Raw genomic sequence first — 17,237 nt, 5'->3', positions numbered from 1 at the left:
TATTAGATGGGGCAACCTTTAAAGAAGCCTTACCACAAAGCTTTGGCGACTGTCGTTTAGTGTTTGCATACCGTGATTACTATTTGACAGTTCCAGAGGACGTACCACAACAAAAGTCTGATAACCAAGGACGTGTTGTGGCACTTGACCCCGGCATCAGAACATTTATCACCTTCTTTTCTGAATGTAGTTTTGGTGAAATTGGAACAGCTGCTAATTTGCAAATTCAGAAGCTATGTTTTCGTTTGGATAAGTTAATTTCTAAATTCACTAAAGCCAAGTGCAAACAAAGAAGAAGGATGAAGCTGTCCGCCAGTAGACTGCGAGGTAAAATCAAAAACCTTGTAGACGAATTGCACAAGAAAACTGCTCGGTTTTTGGTTGATAACTTTGACATTATTTTACTGCCAACCTTTGAAACATCTCAAATGTCTCAGAAGGCGAAGCGACGGATTAGGTCAAAGTCAGTGCGCCAAATGTTAACACTCTCTCACTACCGATTTAAGCAGTTTCTGAAGCATAAGGCTTTTGAGACTAATAAAGTAGTTATGGATGTCAACGAAGCGTACACATCAAAAACAGTCAGTTGGACTGGTGAAATCATCCCCAACCTTGGCGGTGCTAAATTCGTCAAGTCTCCATCTGACGGGCAGGTGATGAGCCGGGACATGAATGGTGCGCGAGGGATTTTCCTGCGTGCATTGGTTGATACGCCCTCTCTTAAGGAGTGTATTTGTTAATGAATGTTAGCAAAAAAGTATCGGAACCAGAAGCTTACCCCAAAATATTTATGCTGATGCACAAAATTAGCTGTGTCACCCCACTATAGAGGGAGAAAAATCCACCCCACTTTTTTAATCAAGAACGTCCACCAATGCTTTTTTGAAACGCTGGACGCTCAGACATACGTTGGATGTAGTTCAAAACCCCTGGATAGGCGCTCAGGTCTAATTTCAGCATGATGGGAATGTAAGCCAGGATAGATCCCACGGCTACATCAGCAACGGTGAACTCATCACCCAGTAAAAAAGATTGTCGTTCAAATATTTCATTTAAGGGCGTTAATAAGCGGGGCATTTCTCGCTCTCGATTTGCTTCTATGAAAATTCCTGTACCAAGGGTAGCATTGCTAAATAAGACCCACTGGGAAAATATGCCTCGTTCTTCTGGTGAAAGTGGGGTTTTGCTGTATTTATCGGCAAGATACAGTAAAATTGCCCCGGATTCCCAAAGTTGGAAGTCTCCATCCACAATTGCTGGAACTTTACCCATTGGGTTAATTTTCAGGTATTCAGGCTGCTTGTGTTCGCCCGCCTGCATATCCAACATGACAAATTCGTAAGGGACTGCCAGTTCTTCCAGATACCACTGGATAATAGACGCTCGACTACGAGCGCCGCCGTAAAGTTTTAGCATAATTACTTAAGTTAAAGAACTTTGTGAGTGTGAGAATGCTGTTTCACGTTGTCTTCTTTATTGACAACTCTAGCAGCATTGAGTACCCGCTTCCGTTCAGTGGAATATTGAAAATCAGTGTAGGTTGTACCTAGAGGAATTAGGGACTTGGCAATTTCACGACGCTTGTAGGTACGAGCCGCCGCAAACACTCGGAGGGCGAATTCTTCTCCAAACTGAGTCGCATCTGGAAAACCCTCTGGTAACAAAGGTGTATCGCCATCCAGAATAGATCCGAGAGTGGTTGCACAAGCCAAGTGATAGGAGGTGGGAATACCTTTTAACAGAGCTTCTAAAGCCGCAGAAGGAATTGGTTCTACAACTTCAACTTGATAAACTTCCCCGTCTTCTTTGATAAAGCAGGTTGATAGACCGATAACTATATAATCGTCAGCCGCTAAATCAGGTGCATTTTGATAGGAAATTGCTGTTGTCATCAGATTTTCTCCACACTTAAAAATTACGATGTGTGCTTGGCTGTTGTCCTTTGTCGTCGCCCACAGCATTTTTTCGGGGACACACCTGCACAGACAGCCGTTCATCTTAAACCAAACTGAAGCAGCTATGACGTGGGGCTTCTCGGCAATCAGCAAAATGAAAGGCTTGTTGGCATTCTACCAATTTGTTGCTCTTACTACTTGCTTCGTCTTGAAGATTGATATTTATTCTTTCTGGAATTCAACTTATGGGTGACGTATTAATTATTAGGTTCGAGCATTAATTGTTTAGGTAAGGTGAAGTTTTTCATTTCTGGATGTCGGAGATGAAATTCGGTTTTGTTACTTACATGAAAGTAATTATAGACACCTTAAAAACTGACACAGAGGCGCAACTACCATCACGACAAAAACTGTAATTTTATTTTAAAGGGCAAGTAGCTCAGGCAATACAATATGAATAGCCATTCATTTTTAGCTTCTGATAACCACCAAAACAATAGATACAATTTTGTGTCAAATAGCACTTTTTATCGCAAAAATCAGGAGAATAACGGTAGTGGTGGATCTGTTTTAGAGGACGACTACTTACGCTCTTGTGCTTTGAGTTCAGCTCGAAAAGGTGATTATACTCAGGCGATCGCCTTACTAACCGAATTAATTGATCGCCGTCCCCAAAATTCCGTTAACTACAACAACCGGGGCTTGATTTATTTTCAGAGTGGCGAAATGCCCAAAGCTTTGGGTGATTACAACACAGCACTACAATTGAACCCCAATTTAGCTAGCGCTTATAACAATCGAGCTAATTACCATGCAGCGCGTGCAGAACTAACCGCAGCACTCGCTGACTACGACCAAGCGATTGATTTGAATCCTAGTTATGTCCGGGCGCGGATTAACAGAGGGATTACTTTACGTGATTTGGCACAATACGAAGAGGCCATAGAGACTTTTGAGGTAGCAATGCTGTTCGGGCAACTAGAAGGTCATATTTGGGCAGAACGGGGCAGAACTTATCATCTTTGGGGTGATTGGAATTGTGCGATCGCTGATTATCGTCGCGCCCTGACTCAACTACCAGGACTAGATCGCAAAAAGGATCTGTCTATGTCTGGTTACAGATTGCGTTTACAGATTGACAATTGGTTAAACGAGTTGTTGTTACCTGGAAATCCCAATTCATAGATTTTGTTTAGTCCATCTACCTGCATTTAAGGGACTTCCAAGATGGTGAATTCACAATTAAAAATTAGGGTAATAACTTTAATACTTCAACTTCCTTGTCATCTCGATTCACGAATACTACTGGAAGTTGATTTGGGTCAAATCTATAGGCTTGCTGTTGTCTAATACTATGAGCTTGATGGGGATCGAAATTACGCTGAAACTCAGCCCGTAAATTTTCGACACGTTCTTCCATTAGCTTGACTTCTGTACGGACTTCTCCTAGCCTGTCTTGCTGTGTCCGGTGATAAGACACAAGTTGCACTAAGGCAGATACTGCTGCTGTAGAAATTGCCAAGTTAACCGCTATTTTTGCTGTGGTTTCCAGGGCCATAACCTGGTAAGAACGTTGACGAAGATGCCGTTTTGGTCTAGGAATAGCCCGGCGTTTTTGTATAGGTTGTAGCGGTGGTCTAGACGGTTGACTCGCGTTCATTATGCTAAAAGAACCTTACTGATTAAATGGCAACATCATAGAAAGCACACTGGCACTGATAAAAACTTGATTTAGCTGTCATATTACTTCATTTTTTCCCAATTGCTACACGTATATTAAAAGTTAAAAATTAACTCAATCTCCGTAAGTAGATGGTATTTAAAAGCTTTTGGCATCCAGTTAACAGCACCCGCTTAGACAGATTATTATGCTTTTAAAATATGATGTCAATTCCTGACGAATAACTCCCCCAGGTTTTTCTCTGTCTGGAAAATTCTGATGTGTCCTATTGTACTCACAAAATATTTTGAGTTGCCATGTTTTCGTTTGTTATGGCAAAGTGAAGAAAGTGCTTAGTGCTGAGTGCTGAGTGCTGAGTAGAAACCAAGTTAGCTCAAGGCTTTCAGTAATCAACAATGTCCTAACGTGTATACGTAGCGCTATAAAATCAGCGATTTGCTATAAAGACAACAACCAGGGCTATCACCGCCAGGCATAAATAGGCGGACTATTTCAAAAATTTCCCAATCCCACAATAAAAGCTTTGTGACTTTTGACTTTCGCCCTGCGGTACTAGTCTGATTGTTGTTTAAGTGTGGGGCGATTTGAATATGCCCCACTCACCATGTTAGAAAGTGGCGTTACTTATAAAGTTCTGTTGCTAAACGCCAAGCCAGAATTCCAGGAATTAGGGCTACAGCTAGAGCAATGTACACTTGAGTATCTGAGATAGGCATGGTCGGAACCCTCCTGAGCTTCAAATCAATATTGAACCGTTCGTTTACTACTTTTCCCTGTTTTGCCAAGAATGTGGAATATCTTGTTACAAGATGCAACATAAGCAGTGATTCAGCAGTAGCCATGATTAAAAAAACTTATAAATTATGAATTTTTATTTGGGGATCGATTTTGGTACTTCTGGCGTTAGGGGTGTGGTGATTAATCGTGAAGCCAGCACCGAGGCACAAATCAAGTATCCTTGGCCAGATGGGGCAGTTTCTGACTTAGCAACTGTGTGGGAAACGGCTTTATTTGCACTCCTGGCACAAATACCTGAGAAATTGCGCCAAAATGTGAAAGCGATCGCTATTAATGGTACTTCATCTACGGTTTTACTAACTGATGCTGCTGGTAAGCCTGTGGATGCACCTTTACTGTACAACGATCCACGGGGATCAGTGGTGCTGGAGCAGTTGAAAAATATTGCACCACCGCATCATAATGTTTTGAGTCCTACTTCCAGCCTGGCTAAATTGTTATGGATGATGCAACAACCTAGTTTTAGTCAGGCGAGATATTTTCTGCATCAAGCTGATTGGTTAGGATTTCTGCTACATGGCCATTTGGGAATTAGCGATGATCACAACGCTTTAAAGCTCGGTTATGACGTGGAACAGTTAAAATATCCCGCATGGTTAGAGAAACTGCAATTACCAATTCAGCTACCAAAAGTTTTAACTCCTGGGACTCCTATAGCCAAATTACGCCCGGAAATTGCCACTCAGTTTAATTTTCCTGCTGATTGTGTGGTGTGTGCTGGGACAACTGATAGTATTGCGGCTTTTCTGGCTAGTGGGGCAAAATCGCCGGGGGAAGCTGTAACTTCTTTGGGTTCAACGTTGGTAGTTAAATTATTGAGTCGGAGGCGTGTGGAGGATTCACGATACGGTATATACAGCCATCGTTTGGGTAATTTGTGGCTGACTGGGGGGGCTTCTAATACTGGGGGGGCTGTGTTAAAGCATTTTTTTAGTGCGGCTGAGTTGGAAAGGTTGAGTAGTCAGATTGATGTGAATACAGCTAGTGGTTTAGATTATTATCCTTTGTTGCGGCCAGGCGATCGCTTTCCGATTAATGATCCTGATTTACCGCCACGATTATCACCACGTCCTGATGACCCGGTGCAGTTTTTGCATGGGTTGTTGGAGGGTATGGCTAGGATTGAGGGGCGTGGCTATGGTTTATTGCAGGAAATGGGGGCGGATGGGTTGATTCGTGTTTATACGGCTGGGGGTGGGGCGGGGAATAGTGTTTGGTGTGCTATTCGGGAAGGTGTTTTAGGGGTGTCTGTGGTTTCTTCGGTGCATACTGAGGCTGCTTTTGGTTCGGCGCTTTTGGCTTTGCGGGGGGTGGGTGGATTTTTTTAACGTTCGCGTAGCGTGCGCGTAGCGCATACCGCAGAGACGCAGAGGGCGCAGAGGGAGGAGTTATGAGGAGAGGATGATACGTTTGATGCCGTCTTTGAGGAGGGGGACGTTAAAGTTGATTAGGAGGGCGAGGGGTTTTTTGGTCATTTTTAGGTAGGAGAGGACTTGGGCTTCGTGTATTGGAGTTAAATTTTGGACGGCTTTCAATTCCACAATGAGACAATTGGCAATCAAAAAATCTAATCTCCCTGTACCTACTTCATGTTCTTTGTAATTTATTGTTACAGGCTTTTCAAATTCATGAGCTATCCCACGCCTGAACAATTCGATAATTAACGCCTCCTTATACACGTCTTCCAAAAACCCAGGCCCCAAAATCCGATGCACCTCAATAGCCGCCCCAATTACCGCCCCCGTTAACTCTCTCAAATCTCCTTCCTCTGTGTCCTCTGCGCCTCTGCGGTTCGTTTTTTCCATCAACCCTCTCCCCTATGGCAAAATTTATAAAAGTCCCTCCAGAATTAGTATTCCCAGCATGACCGCAAACATTACCAACCTCCCCAGCCTCTACGACCCATTCACCACCGAAGCCAAATGGCAAAAATTTTGGGAAGAAAACCAAGTCTACAAAGCTGACCCCAACCACACCGGTGAACCTTACTGCATCGTCATTCCCCCTCCCAACGTCACCGGCAGTTTACACATGGGTCACGCCTTTGAAAGTGCCTTAATCGATACCCTCATCCGCTACCACCGCATGAAAGGGCGCAATACCCTCTGGGTTCCGGGAACCGACCACGCCAGCATCGCCGTCCACACGATGTTGGAAAAACAACTCAAAAAAGAAGGTAAAACTCGCTACGAACTGGGACGCGAACAATTCTTAGAACGGGCTTGGCAATGGAAAGCCGATTCTGAAGGTACAATTGTTAATCAGTTAAAACGCCTCGGTGTCTCCGTTGACTGGACAAGGGAACGCTTTACTTTAGATGCAGGTTTATCGCAAGCTGTTTTGGAAGCCTTTGTCAGTCTCTACGAATCAGGATTGATTTATCGGGGCGAATATTTAGTTAATTGGTGTCCCGCTTCTGGGTCGGCGGTGTCTGATGTGGAAGTGGATAATCAAGAAGTTGATGGGAATCTTTGGCATTTCCGCTATCCCCTCAGTGATAATTCTGGGTTTGTGGAAGTGGCGACAACTCGACCAGAAACTATGCTGGGTGATACTGGTGTGGCGGTTAATCCCAATGATGACAGATATAAACATTTGATTGGCAAAACCTTAACTCTGCCAATTATGAATCGGGAAATTCCGATTATTGGCGATGAGTTTGTTGACCCGAAATTTGGGACTGGTTGCGTAAAAGTGACTCCAGCCCATGACCCCAATGATTTTGAAATGGGTAAGCGTCACAATCTGCCGTCAATCAATATTATGAATAAAGACGGGACTCTCAATGATAACGCTGGGGAGTTCCAAGGACAAGACCGCTTTGTAGCTCGAAAAAATGTGGTTTCTCGCTTAGAGGCCGATGGTGTGCTAGTGAAAGTGGAGGATTATAAGCATACCGTTCCTTATAGCGATCGCGGTAAAGTACCAGTTGAACCATTATTATCTACTCAGTGGTTTGTCAAAATTCGCCCGATGGCTGATAACGCCTTGGAATTTCTCGACAATCAAAATACGCCGGAGTTTATCCCCCAACGCTGGACAAAGGTTTATCGTGATTGGTTAGTCAAATTAAAAGATTGGTGTATCTCTCGTCAACTATGGTGGGGTCATCAAATTCCAGCTTGGTATGCTGTCAGTGAAACTGGTGGTCAAATTACCGATAATACCCCGTTTATTGTCGCCAAATCAGCAGATGAGGCTTGGGAAAAAGCTAAATCACAATTTGGGGCAGATGTCAAGTTAGAACAAGATCCAGATGTATTAGATACTTGGTTTTCTTCTGGACTCTGGCCGTTTTCTACTTTGGGTTGGCCAGAACAAACTCAAGATTTAGCGACTTATTATCCTAACAGTACTTTAGTCACTGGTTTTGATATCATCTTTTTCTGGGTTGCCAGAATGACCATGATGGCCGGACACTTTACTGGAAAAATGCCATTTAATGATGTTTACATCCACGGGTTAGTGCTGGATGAAAATGGTCAGAAAATGTCGAAGACTAAAGGTAATGGTATTGACCCACTGTTATTAATTGACAAATATGGAACTGATGCGCTGCGCTATACCTTAATTAAAGAAGTTGCAGGGGCGGGTCAAAATATCCGCTTGGAATATGACCGCAAAAAGGATGAGTCTGCATCGGTGGAAGCTTCGCGTAACTTTGCTAATAAGTTGTGGAATGCAGCCCGATTTGTAATGATGAATTTGGATGGACAAACCCCAGCACAACTTGGTCAACCAATTCCTACAGAATTAAGCGATCGCTGGATTATTTCCCGTTATCATCAAGTTATCAACCAAACTAGTAATTATATTGATCACTACGGTTTAGGAGAAGCTGCCAAAGGTCTGTATGAATTTATCTGGGGTGATTTTTGCGACTGGTATATTGAATTAGTTAAATCCCGGTTACAAAAAGATGCAGACCCAGCATCGCGCCAGGTAGCACAACAAATTTTAGCTTATGTACTGGAAGGAATTTTAAAATTACTGCATCCATTAATGCCTCATATTACTGAAGAAATTTGGCAAACTTTCACCCAACAACCAGCCGATTCTTTAGCAACTTTATCTTTGCAACCCTATCCTGAAGCAGATAATAACCTGATTAATTCTGATTTAGAAACACAGTTTGAATTACTAATTGGCACAATTCGCACAATTCGGAATTTACGGGCTGAGGCGGATATTAAGCCAGGGGCGAAAATTACGGCTAATTTACAAACTGAGAATCCCCAAGAACAGCAAATCCTCACGGCGGGACAGGCTTATATTCAAGATTTGGCCAAAGTGGAGAATTTAACTATTGCTTGTACTGAGCGCAGCCGAAGTGCTGGTGTGCAAAAAACGCCGGAAACAGAGTTTAACAGCCCTAAAACTGTTGAGAAAAAACCTCAGAGGGGTTTGAAGACAATTGGCTTAATTATCGCGGTGCTGGTCTTTGCGAGAATCGGGTTGGCTACGGGAAAAGCAGTGTATGAAATTCCCTTGATTGGCACATTCTTTGAAGTAGTTGGTTTGGGTTATACATCTTGGTTTGTTGTCCAAATTATCCTGAAACAACAGGCGAGAGAACAGTTTTTGGCTAAGTTTTTCCCCCCAACGCCTCAGAAAGAAATATTACAGACACAATTAGAACAACCCCCAGCACCAGAAAATGCCATCTCTGGAGTGGTGGGTACTGTGCAAGTGGTAATTCCTCTAAGTGGTGATGTGGTAGATATTGCTACTTTGCGTGCCAAACTGGAAAAAACCCTGAATAAAGCTGAAGCAGAGGCTAAGTCTTTGAGTGCAAGGTTAAGCAATCCTAAATTTGTGGATAAAGCCCCCGCCGATGTGGTACAGGGGGTAAAGGAGTCTTTAGCAGAAGCTGAAAAACAAGCCGAAATTTTGCGCGATCGCTTGAGTAGTTTACTATAGCTGTAATGGATAACAGTTGAGTTACAGCACTTTCACAGCAAATCAGGTACACATATTAAGATGATAAATCTTATGGGGTGGGCATCTTGCCCGCCCTGTACCTACTTAGATTAAATTTAAACTTAAAAATATTTTGGCAATTCAAATCTGAAACTAAAGCCATGCTATATCTAGCTCAAGTTAATAAAAATGAATTTTTAGACAAGTATCAATTACGCTTGTTAGCACGTCAAGAAACTCAAAACCTCTGGGTAGTTATCCCAGAAGAAAGTTTTATTTTGTTGGGTAAAGGAATTACCATGAGTAATAACTTGCTAGTTCTAGTGACCCTTTCCTCTACAGGTGATATTGAAAGTTTAGAAGATGCAAGCAACTGGGTACTACATTTAGTGCAAACTTTCCTCAGCATTGGTATGACATCGGCTGACTTGCAAAAAGAAGCGGAACGCGCTGAAGATTGGAGACAATCCCTAACTTTACAAAATCAAGATTTAGCGCGTCGTTCTCTAGAATTGGAAGCCCGTAGAGAACAGATTCAAGCTTTAGAAGAAAGTCTCAAACGTGATAGAAATGGTCACAATAGGGAATTAGGTTAAATCTTAGCTCGATTCTATTTTGGATTTAATCAAGCAGCGTCAACGATATACAATAAGAATTAAAATATCACAACAGTAGCGAAAAGTTTCCGTGAGTAACTATAATCCGCAGTCACAACCACATAAGGTAGACCCTGATTCTAACTCTGTGCAGAGTTATCTGAATATCTTGCAAGGGGTTATTGCGCGGATGGCAAATAATAGCGCCAGCTGCAAAACTTGGTGTATTTCTCTGGTTTCGGCAACTTTAGTAGTATTAGCAGATAAGAATAAGCCTACTTATGCTTGGATATCTCTCATTCCCATTGTGCTGTTCTTTTTACTAGATTCATATTATTTGGGTCAAGAACGCAGCTTTCGGGAGATATATAACGATTTTGTCAAAGAGTTACATTCAGGTGAAGTAACAATTGATCAGCTTTTTATGCTGAAGCCACCAAAAGGCATGAATGTTGTCAATTTATTATTTACCTCTAGTCTTTCTTTTTCTGTTTACCCGTTTTATTTAACATTATTAATCACCGTCATTATTGCCAGATATTTCATTTTATAGTCGAGATGCTTAGATCCCCGACTTCTTCAAGAAGTCGGGGATCTGATATTTTTGTTCATTTCTCAATGATCATCAAAATTTAAATATATTTTTATTTTTACGAAGTAATTAAAAACTGATAAATTTTGAGATTTTAGTCGTATCTCTATTTATTAGGGAGCATCCCACTTTTTTGCGCGTCATTGCGTTCGCGTAGCGTGGCTTTAGCCATACGGAACGAAGTGGAGTGAAGCAATCGCAAACTAACAACAAACCTATACGATTGCTTCGTCGTTCCTCCTCTCTGCGAGACGCTACGCGAACGCAATGACAATTATTCTCTTGTTGCAAAATAAAAACTGGGATGCTCCCTATTTATTACTATGTAGAAAAGTGCTAGGCTAAGTCTAAACTCACAAAACGCTGAAAAAATGCACATTTGTATTTGAATTGGCTAAAATCATCAAATAATCCACAGTGAGGCTATATTAATGACGGATTTGCGATTTCGAGTAGGACTTTCGTTTGCTGGAGAATATAGACCTTTTGTAAAAGAGGTTGCACAAGAATTAGCAATGGAATGGGGTAAACAAAAAGTCTTTTATGACAATTTTTATGAAGCCGAACTTGCCAGACTTAATCTAGATACATACTTACAAAATATTTATCATAAGCAATGTGATTTAGTTGTTATTTTTATTGGTAAAGATTATGAAAAAAAAGAGTGGTGTCGTTTAGAATGGCGTGCTATACGTGACTTAATAAAAACCAAAATTCAGAAATCCCCATCAGCAATTATGCCAATTCGCATAGATGGTGGTGATGTATCTGGTCTATTTTCAATTGACGGTTATATTGATATCAAAGATCGAAAACCTAAAGAAATTGCTTCTTTGATTAATCAGCGATTGAGTTCATTAGGATATTACCATTCTTCATTTACTACGCCACCTCCGCCACCAAATATATCTGATTCTCAGCCAGCAGTACAAAAATTCGAGTTTAAATTTGCCAAACTAACAATAACGGAAAAAAAGAATAGTAGTGGTATCAGCTATGAAATTCAGCGTAATGATTATCCAAGAGAAGCTCAAGGTTTTACAGAAGATTTAGGTCATGATGTAAAGCTAGAAATGGTTAAGATTCCTGGTGATACTTTTATGATGGGTGCTTCCGAAAAAGAGGAAGGAAGCAGCGATGATGAACGCCCCGAACACCAAGTAACAGTTCCATCCTTTTATATGGGAAGATACTTAGTTACTCAAGCACAATGGGCAAGAGTGGCTGCATCTTTTCCACAAATTAAGAGAAAACTAGATACTCGACTATCTCATTTTCAAGGGGATGGTAATCTTCCTGTAGAGCGCATTTCGTGGTATGATGCAGATGAGTTTTGCAAGAGACTGTCTCAAAAAACAGGTCGTGATTATCGACTACCCAGTGAGTCAGAATGGGAATATGCTTGTCGTGCAGGCACTGTCACACATTTCCATTTTGGTGATATAATTACAACTGAAGTGGCTAACTATGATGGTAACTACACTTATGGTAATAGCCCTAAAGGACAGTATCGGCAAAAAACAAGGCCTGTAGGCAGCTTTCCTCCTAATGCCTTTGGCTTGTATGATATGCACGGAAATCTGTGGGAATGGTGTCTAGATACCTGGCACAGTAACTATAAAGATGCGCCTGATAATGGTGCTGCTTGGATAGATAATGATAATCAAAGTAGGCGGCTGCTGCGTGGTGGTTCGTGGCTCAACAATCCTGGCGGCTGTCGTTCTGCCTATCGCTACTACGTCAACCCAGACTACGCGTACTCCTTTATCGGTTTTCGGGTTGTCTGTAGTGGTGCGGCGGCGAGGACTCTTTAGTCCTTTGCTCTTGTTCCTCTTTGCCCTTTCCTAGCGTAGTGAAACGGAGCGATCAATTTTTTTACAGATATACACTCTTATAATCTAAGATAACATATAAAATCTATTTTGTAAACCAAACAACAAAATTACTCAAATATTCAATGGAAGAATTACCAATCATCCAAAAAACCTATGACCTGATTAAATGGTACATCCCAATTCTGACTCGGTTGCCCAAGATTCATAAATTTACCTTGGGTGACAGAATGACAAATCAATTATATGATTTACTAGAGGGCTTATTAACTGCTCGCTATCGCCAAGAAAAACTCAGTGTGTTAGAACCACTTAAAAGCATTATAGATATTTTAAAATATCAAACTAGAATATTATTTGATTTTAATTTAATTCCCATCCACCGATATGAATATGCAGGCAAATTAATTAATGAAATTGGTGTAGATTTAGGTGGTTGGATTAAACAACAAAGCAATTACCAAAAATCTGTAAAAAATTAAATGAAACGTTACGGGAATCTTTATCATCAAATTATTAATTTTGAAAATCTCCTAATAGCCGCTAAAAAAGCCCAAAGAGGTAAAAGATTTCGAGAAAATGTTTTAGCTTTTAACTATAATTTAGAAGCAGAATTAGTTCAATTACAAACAGAACTAACTAATCAAACTTATCAGCCGGGCGAATATAGAACCTTTTACATTAAATAGCCAAAAATTCGCATGATTTCTGCTGCTCCCTACCGAGATAGAGTAGTACATCATACTTTATGTAATATTATTGTACCTCTAATTGAATCCAGCTTTATCGCACTCGTAATCAACATACACAAAGGCGGGCAGGATGCCCACCCCACAATATTAATCTAGGTGTTTCACCCAGCAAATCCTACACTTTTACAGGTAAAGATGCTCTTGCAGGTTTCGCTAACGCTCGACCTTGATTGTTGTTGACTTCTTCCGCCGCTAATAACTCACGAATTAAGCGGGCGAGGGCTTTCTGTGTCAGACGATTGGTAATTTGTTGACCCAAACGCTGAACACCAGGATTTACTAACAATTGAGCCAGTTGGGGCGCTAATTGTAATGGGTCAAAACCACGGGTGGCTTGGAGAATATTTAGAATATTTTTAATATGCTCTAAGGTTTGTTGTTGTTCAACTGTCGCCCCTGGGGTTTCGTTAACTGCTGTTAAACCTACTCGTTCTCGCAGTACATAAGTGAAGTTGTGCAGAACATTTTTGCCTACAGCATTGATTCCATTCAAAAATTCATCTACTAACCTGTCACGGATAAATGCACCACGTTCAGAGGAGAGAAATTCTACTCCCTGGTCTAAAACTAGATTGAAGTCGTAATCTTGATTTTTCTTCGCGTTACGGAGCAAGTTTTCTAACCGATTCCAACGGAATTTTTCATCTTTAAACAACAAGTTTTGCAAAGATGTTCTTAATTGCGGTGCTTGGTCGGTTAACAGGCGTTTCGCAACATAAGGATATGCTTCGCTGAGAACTTTGAATTCCGGGTCTATATATATGGCAATACCTTCCAAAGTTACCAGGGAGCGAATAATTAAAGCGTAGTAGGGCGGAACTCGGAAAGGATACTCATACATCAAAGCTGAAAGTTCATCTGTGATGCTTTTGATGTTTAAGTCAGCAACACTGGCTCCTTGAGCATCAGCAAACACTCTGGCAAATGCGGGAATAATTGGGGTTAAGTCTGTTTCTGGGGATAAAAAATCTAACTTTACGTAGTCGTTGGCTAAACCTTCAAAGTCACGGTTAACTACGTGAACGATCGCTTCAATTAAACCATATCTTTGGGGTGGCTGTACCTCACTCATCATGCCAAAGTCGAGATAAGCCAATTTTCCATCTGGTGTAGCTAACAAATTACCTGGGTGGGGGTCAGCATGGAAAAATCCGTGTTCTAGTAGCTGGCGTAGGGAGCATTGCACACCCACTTCAATCAAATAACGAGCATCTATACCTTGGGCGTTAATTTCGGCTGTTTGGGTTAATTTTGTGCCGGTTATCCACTCCATCGTCAACACGCGACGATTTGTATATTCCCAGTAAATCTTCGGAACGTAAATATCTTCTATATGACCATATAACTCAAAGAAGCGTTCGGCATTTTCTCCCTCATGAATATAATCCATCTCTTCAAAGATGCGATCGCCTAATTCATCGAGAATACCAACTAAGTCACTGCGGATTTTTTTAACTTTATTTTTTACCCAAGCGGCCAGTTGGCGCAAAATAAACAAGTCAATGGTAATTCTTTCTCTTAAATCAGGGCGTTGAACTTTAATGGCGACTTCTTCACCAGTTTTGAGCTTACCTTTATAAACTTGCCCCAAAGAAGCTGCGGCGATTGGCTGGGGTGAAAGTTCGGCGTAAATATCTGGGGGTGGTGCGCCTAATTCTTCTTCAATAAATTGGTATGCAATTTCGTTGGCAAATGGCGGTAGTTGGTCTTGTAACCTGGTTAATTCTTCTAGATACGCAGGGGGAACTAAATCCGGTCTAGTGGATAAAGCCTGTCCAATTTTAATATAAGCCGGCCCCAGTTTGGTGAGTAATTCTCGCAACTGCACCGCTCGACGTTGGTCTTTTTTCACGGCTATTCCCCGGCGGCTGTCCCACCACAACCCAAAAACAAAGGAAATAGTCGGCCCCAACACGGCGAAAATCCGTTGTAAAACTTTTAGGGGGCGGTGGCGATAATATTCTCCTATCTCTTGGGGATCGTAAAGTATGGCATCAGTCTCTAAACTTTGGTCAATTATGCGTTTCGGTGAACGAACAACCAAAGTTGATTGGCCATTTTCTGTTAATACTTCAGTCACTTGTGGTTCGTCCTCGGTTTTTCGGGAAGTCGGGGGAAGTGTCTTGACAATCATGAAGTCAGCCACTGGTCGGATTAATTATGTAAAGTATTGTAACAATAAGTTTACAAACAAGCATCCCTCGAAGGGGAAAATTTTTCATGACTACTCCCAATAAATAATTATCAGGTAAAAGCCATCAAGAGTTTTGCTACACTTAAAAATGGGCGTGTTAGTTCAATAATAGTAGATATTTCTAGTTTTCTAAGTGCTAAGTGCAAAGGGCTTGACTCCAAATTCTCTGACAAACTTAGCACTCAAAACTCAGGAACAAAGGAGAATTTGGCTTGATGTTGCTTTGCCTACGAATCCAAAATTTTGCCCTGATTGACCAACTAGAACTGGAATTTGGCCCCGGACTGAATGTATTGACAGGTGAAACCGGTGCAGGAAAATCGATTATCTTAGATGCTATTGATGCGGCTTTGGGCGGTAAAGTCTCTAGTCGAGTCATTCGCACGGGGACGAATCGCTCAACGGTAGAAGCTACTTTTACATCTAATCCTCCCTTAACGGCTTGGTTAATTGAACAGGAAATCGATTTAATTGAAGATAACTGTGTCATAGTTAGCCGAGAAATTACCGCCACTACCAGTAATATCCGCAGTCGGTCACGGGTGAATGGGGTGTTGGTAAATCGGCAAATTATGGGAGGTTTGCGCGATCGCCTGGTGGAAATTACCGCCCAAGGTCAAACTGTACAGGTGGGACAATCTGCCCAAGTCCGGGAATGGTTAGATGTGTACGGTGGCGACTCACTGCTGCAACAGCGTCAGATCATCACTACAGCCTTTAGTAATTACCAAAAAGCTCATCTGGTCTTAGAAAAACGCCGGACATCAGAACGGGAACGCCTACAACAACTCGACCTCCTTACCTATCAAATCCAGGAATTAGGAACTGCTAACCTCGATGATCCCCAGGAATGGGAACAACTGGTACAGGAACGGGAACGCCTCAATCATGTCGTGGAACTGCAACAGATGAGTTACAAGGTGTATCAGTCCTTGTATCAAAACGATAATGAAACCCCAGCCGCCGCAGATTTATTGGGGGACAGCGAAGCCACATTAATTGACATGGTAGAGTATGATTTCCAACTGCAACCCCTGTTAGATTTGGTTAGAGATGCTCAAACTGTGATGATTGAGGTGGGAAGACAAATTAATGCTTATGGAAGTAGTTTAGAAGCTGATCCCCAACGATTGCAAGAAGTAGAAGAGCGGATTCAAGAATTAAAACAAATTTGTCGCAAGTATGGCCCGACTCTGACAGAAGCGATCGCATATTATCAACGCATCCAAGGGGAATTAGCAGAACTGAATGATAGCGAACACTCGATTGAAAGTCTAGAACAGCAGGAAACAGCCTGTTATGCCCAGCTTACCCAAGCTTGTGCCAAGTTAACTAAATTGCGTCGTCAAACCGCAGCGCATTTAGAATCTCAATTGCTGGGTGAACTTAAGCCTTTAGCGATGGAAAAGGTGAAGTTTCAGGTGGAAATCACCCCTATTTCCCCCACAGCCGCAGGTGCAGACAAAATTACCTTTATGTTTAGCCCTAACCCTGGGGAACCACTGCAACCTTTAATTGCGATCGCCTCTGGTGGTGAAATGAGTCGGTTTTTGTTAGCACTAAAAGCGTGTTTTTGTCAAGTAGATACTGCCGAAACAATGGTATTTGATGAAATTGATGTGGGAGTTTCTGGGAGAGTTGCTCAGGCGATCGCGGAAAAATTACATCAACTTAGTCAAAATAACCAAGTATTATGTGTCACCCATCAACCCTTAGTTGCAGCAATGGCTGACCGACATTTCCGTGTAGATAAGCAAACTATTACTCAAGGTAAAGGTAAAAAAACCAGCAATGGTCATACTGAGCAGAGGACTGTAGTTAGAGTCACTAATTTAGAAAATCTCAGCCATCGCCGGGAAGAACTAGCGCAGTTAGCTGGCGGGAAATCAGCCACAGATGCGATCGCTTTTGCAGAGTCTTTATTATTACAAGCAGCTAATCATCGTCGCCAAGAAATAATTTAGCCGTTACCCGAGT

At 41.8% G+C, this 17,237-nt stretch carries 15 protein-coding genes and 1 pseudogene; 10 read left to right on the top strand and 6 right to left on the bottom strand.

All coding sequences use genetic code 11. The features are described from left to right. A partial coding sequence (locus VB654_RS23960; RefSeq protein ID WP_323216343.1) for a transposase occupies positions 1-740 on the top strand: 740 nt, incomplete at its 5' end. A gap of 118 nt (positions 741-858) precedes the next feature. Here the strand turns inward: VB654_RS23960 and VB654_RS23955 are convergent. Both VB654_RS23955 and VB654_RS23950 read right to left on the bottom strand, forming a co-directional pair. Next, positions 859-1,416 (bottom strand): glutathione S-transferase family protein, encoded by a 558-nt coding sequence (locus VB654_RS23955; protein ID WP_323216342.1) that lies wholly within the window; start codon positions 1,414-1,416, stop codon positions 859-861. 11 nt (positions 1,417-1,427) lie between these two features. Further along, positions 1,428-1,892, bottom strand: a complete 465-nt coding sequence (locus VB654_RS23950; RefSeq protein WP_323216341.1) for a hypothetical protein — start codon at positions 1,890-1,892, stop codon at positions 1,428-1,430. A gap of 456 nt (positions 1,893-2,348) precedes the next feature. Here VB654_RS23950 and VB654_RS23945 point away from each other — a divergent pair, with 456 nt between their 5' ends. Then, positions 2,349-3,080, top strand: coding sequence for a tetratricopeptide repeat protein (locus VB654_RS23945; protein ID WP_323216340.1), 732 nt, complete (start codon positions 2,349-2,351; stop codon positions 3,078-3,080). Between the two features lie 64 nt (positions 3,081-3,144). On the opposite strand, the gene VB654_RS23940 is transcribed toward VB654_RS23945, so the two are convergent. Both VB654_RS23940 and psaM read right to left on the bottom strand, forming a co-directional pair. Then, a complete protein-coding gene (locus VB654_RS23940) occupies positions 3,145-3,555 on the bottom strand; it encodes a hypothetical protein (RefSeq protein WP_323216338.1) in 411 nt (136 codons plus the stop codon). Positions 3,556-4,196: 641 nt separating this feature from the next. After that, positions 4,197-4,292 (bottom strand): photosystem I reaction center subunit XII, encoded by a 96-nt coding sequence (gene psaM / locus VB654_RS23935; RefSeq protein ID WP_006196319.1) that lies wholly within the window; start codon positions 4,290-4,292, stop codon positions 4,197-4,199. A 147-nt stretch (positions 4,293-4,439) separates the two neighbouring features. Here psaM and VB654_RS23930 point away from each other — a divergent pair, with 147 nt between their 5' ends. Then, positions 4,440-5,702, top strand: a complete 1,263-nt coding sequence (locus tag VB654_RS23930; RefSeq protein WP_323216337.1) for an FGGY-family carbohydrate kinase — start codon at positions 4,440-4,442, stop codon at positions 5,700-5,702. A 60-nt stretch (positions 5,703-5,762) separates the two neighbouring features. On the opposite strand, the gene VB654_RS23925 is transcribed toward VB654_RS23930, so the two are convergent. Continuing rightward, positions 5,763-6,179, bottom strand: a complete 417-nt coding sequence (locus tag VB654_RS23925; protein ID WP_323216335.1) for a GxxExxY protein — start codon at positions 6,177-6,179, stop codon at positions 5,763-5,765. A gap of 58 nt (positions 6,180-6,237) precedes the next feature. Here VB654_RS23925 and VB654_RS23920 point away from each other — a divergent pair, with 58 nt between their 5' ends. The 6 genes and pseudogenes from VB654_RS23920 to VB654_RS23895 all read left to right on the top strand — a co-directional run. Further along, entirely contained in the window at positions 6,238-9,294 is a 3,057-nt protein-coding gene (locus VB654_RS23920) for a valine--tRNA ligase (protein WP_323216334.1), read from the top strand. 161 nt (positions 9,295-9,455) lie between these two features. Further along, positions 9,456-9,890, top strand: a complete 435-nt coding sequence (locus VB654_RS23915; protein WP_323216333.1) for a hypothetical protein — start codon at positions 9,456-9,458, stop codon at positions 9,888-9,890. A 91-nt stretch (positions 9,891-9,981) separates the two neighbouring features. Next, the gene (locus VB654_RS23910; protein WP_323216332.1) at positions 9,982-10,443 is read left to right on the top strand and encodes a hypothetical protein; all 462 of its coding nucleotides are present in this window, start codon (positions 9,982-9,984) and stop codon (positions 10,441-10,443) included. A gap of 470 nt (positions 10,444-10,913) precedes the next feature. Further along, positions 10,914-12,296, top strand: a complete 1,383-nt coding sequence (locus VB654_RS23905; protein WP_323216331.1) for an SUMF1/EgtB/PvdO family nonheme iron enzyme — start codon at positions 10,914-10,916, stop codon at positions 12,294-12,296. A 143-nt stretch (positions 12,297-12,439) separates the two neighbouring features. Continuing rightward, on the top strand, positions 12,440-12,796 hold the full coding sequence (avd, locus tag VB654_RS23900) for a diversity-generating retroelement protein Avd (RefSeq protein ID WP_323216330.1): 357 nt from the start codon (positions 12,440-12,442) through the stop codon (positions 12,794-12,796). Then, positions 12,797-13,102 (top strand): annotated as a pseudogene (locus tag VB654_RS23895) (RNA-dependent DNA polymerase); the annotation flags it as partial. It abuts the gene before it with no gap. 79 nt (positions 13,103-13,181) lie between these two features. On the opposite strand, the gene VB654_RS23890 reads toward VB654_RS23895, so the two are convergent. Further along, positions 13,182-15,200 (bottom strand): AarF/ABC1/UbiB kinase family protein, encoded by a 2,019-nt coding sequence (locus VB654_RS23890; RefSeq protein WP_323216329.1) that lies wholly within the window; start codon positions 15,198-15,200, stop codon positions 13,182-13,184. Positions 15,201-15,475: 275 nt separating this feature from the next. On the opposite strand from VB654_RS23890, the gene recN reads away from it, so the two are divergent. Next, positions 15,476-17,224 (top strand): DNA repair protein RecN, encoded by a 1,749-nt coding sequence (gene recN, locus VB654_RS23885; RefSeq protein WP_323216328.1) that lies wholly within the window; start codon positions 15,476-15,478, stop codon positions 17,222-17,224. The last annotated feature ends 13 nt before the right edge of the window (positions 17,225-17,237 follow it).

Origin of the sequence: Nodularia sp. UHCC 0506 (assembly GCF_034931045.1) — a bacterium.
In the GTDB taxonomy this organism is placed as follows: domain Bacteria; phylum Cyanobacteriota; class Cyanobacteriia; order Cyanobacteriales; family Nostocaceae; genus Nodularia.
This window is presented reverse-complemented; position numbering and strand designations above follow the sequence as displayed.